Source organism: Blautia sp. MSK18_10, from assembly GCF_020553185.1.
GTDB classification, from domain to species: domain Bacteria; phylum Bacillota; class Clostridia; order Lachnospirales; family Lachnospiraceae; genus Blautia_A; species Blautia_A wexlerae.
In genome coordinates, this window is record NZ_JAJCGT010000094.1 from 1 (window position 1) to 1,912 (window position 1,912).

Here is a 1,912-nt window from a genome sequence, read left to right on the forward strand (position 1 = left end):
AATCAAGTTGTATATCTCCGAAAATAGAATTAAATCCCGCATAAAATCAAGGTATATTAGAATGTAGAATTTACTTTTTCATTCAAGCTCTAACTCAACATATTACTTGTTTTTTTCTGCCGGACTTTCTTTTTTCTATAACACACCCTGTTCTTTCATTTCCAGAGATACAGTGACATATTCCTTACTGTTCTCCATAATACCAAGCTTTTCTTCCCAGGTGAGATTTCGTTTGATCCTGGCCGGACTGCCCATTACCAGAGAGCCATCCGGTATCACAGTATTCTTGGTAACCAGGCTTTCTTCACCTATAATGCAGTCCTTTCCGATCTTTACTCCATCAAGGATTACCGCTCCCATTCCGATCAAAGTTCTGTCACCGATGGTACAGCCATGGATCACAGCATTATGCCCTAGAGTCACATTATTTCCAATATATACCGGTCTGTTATGGTTTACATGAATCGTACAATTCTCCTGAATATTTGACTCCTCACCGATCACAACCGGTGCATCATCGCCCCGGATCACAGCATAATATAAAACACAACTGTCACGCCCAATTGTTACATCTCCCACAATTACTGACTGTTTCGCAATCCTCGCATCTTGTGATATTTTTACATTCCTGTAATTCATTTCATATTCCTCATATATGATCCTTCACCTGATCATCACATTCAGACAATTCATGGATGCCACATAATGGTAATCTATTTTCTCTGAAATCCCCCTGATAATAGCAAGTCCATATTGTGTATCCCTGTTTCTGTATTCCAGGGGATTAAATTTCACCCCATTGTCACGCAGTGACAGGCACCCGCTTCCATCTTTTTCCAATGTCAGCCGAAGATCAATAAACTGATGAGTATTACAAAATTCCTGTCTGGTAAAAGACAGCTTCTTCTCTTTATAATAAAAATGATCATATCGGATTTCAGAATTTCCGTAATCCTTTCTCAGGCCGTTATCAAAAGCAGCATCCAAATGATAATAAGGTAAATAGGTAATCATCCGTATCTGTTTTCTCACAGTTTATCATCTCTTTGCGCCAATCCATATTTTTTTAAATCTACCGTTCCATTGACAACCTCAATTCCATCTGCTTCCAGTAGCTTTTTCTGTACATCTTTACCGCCGAAGGCAAAAGCCCCTGACAGTTCTCCTCTGAAATTCACTACCCGATAACAGGGAATATGCTCCGGATCCGGATTCTTATGGAGGGCATTCCCTACCGCTCTCGACATTCTCGGATTCCCTGCCATTTCGGCAACCTGACCATAAGTTGCAACGCATCCTTTCGGAATTTGCTTCACTGCCTCATAAATCTTCTTTGTCGGGCTGTATGTTACGAGATCATAGCTTTCGGATATCATTCTTTTAATATCTTTATCCGGTACCGTCCCATTTAGAATAATGGTATTCCAATGTTCCTTATTCTGATGATAACCAGCCTGTACAGATTCATAGGCACTTCGCCAAAAATCACGCCACTTCGGATCTGCTTTTACATTCAGATTAACATAACCGTTTCGTTCATAAATCCATAAAAAAATTTTTTTGTTTTCCCTCGCTCTTACCACTTGCCAGTTCTGATCACGGAAAGGTCTTTCCGTATATGTATTCTGAAATGATAAACCGAATTCCAACGCTGCTTCTCGTGTAATCATGCAATTTTGATTCATTTATTTCACCCTTATTCCCTGAAATTATTTCTGGCATCTTCATAATCTCTTGGAAGTCCCTCAAACAAAATTATTGCCTTATCATACTGTTCCTGCTCTATCCTCACACGGAAAAAGTTAAGCTGTTTATTACATCTATTTTTCCCCTTCATTCGCTTCCTCTATTGTCACACTCTCCTGTACCTGCATATCCGTATACTGAACACGAATAACTGCCTGCGGCCAGT

At 39.7% G+C, this 1,912-nt stretch carries 3 protein-coding genes and 1 pseudogene; all 4 read right to left on the reverse strand.

What is annotated here, in order from left to right; translation table 11 throughout:
- Nucleotides 1-135: 135 nt before the first annotated feature.
- Complete coding sequence (locus tag LI074_RS16900; RefSeq protein WP_173698448.1) at nt 136-639, reverse strand: gamma carbonic anhydrase family protein; 504 nt, start codon at nt 637-639, stop codon at nt 136-138.
- A 240-nt stretch (nt 640-879) separates the two neighbouring features.
- Nucleotides 880-996 (reverse strand): annotated as a pseudogene (locus LI074_RS18255) (transglutaminase domain-containing protein); the annotation flags it as partial.
- A 32-nt stretch (nt 997-1,028) separates the two neighbouring features.
- Nucleotides 1,029-1,670, reverse strand: coding sequence for a methylated-DNA--[protein]-cysteine S-methyltransferase (locus tag LI074_RS16910; RefSeq protein ID WP_173698451.1), 642 nt, complete (start codon nt 1,668-1,670; stop codon nt 1,029-1,031).
- 26 nt (nt 1,671-1,696) lie between these two features.
- A complete protein-coding gene (locus LI074_RS16915; protein WP_173697481.1) occupies nt 1,697-1,837 on the reverse strand; it encodes a hypothetical protein in 141 nt (46 codons plus the stop codon).
- Nucleotides 1,838-1,912 lie beyond the last annotated feature (75 nt).

Bases quoted from the DNA above. Each gene is read 5' to 3' on its own strand.
- LI074_RS16915 (WP_173697481.1), bottom strand. From the start codon at position 1,837: ATGAAGGGGAAAAATAGATGTAATAAACAGCTTAACTTTTTCCGTGTG.
- LI074_RS16900 (WP_173698448.1), bottom strand. From the start codon at position 639: ATGAATTACAGGAATGTAAAAATATCACAAGATGCGAGGATTGCGAAA.
- LI074_RS16910 (WP_173698451.1), bottom strand. From the start codon at position 1,670: ATGATTACACGAGAAGCAGCGTTGGAATTCGGTTTATCATTTCAGAAT.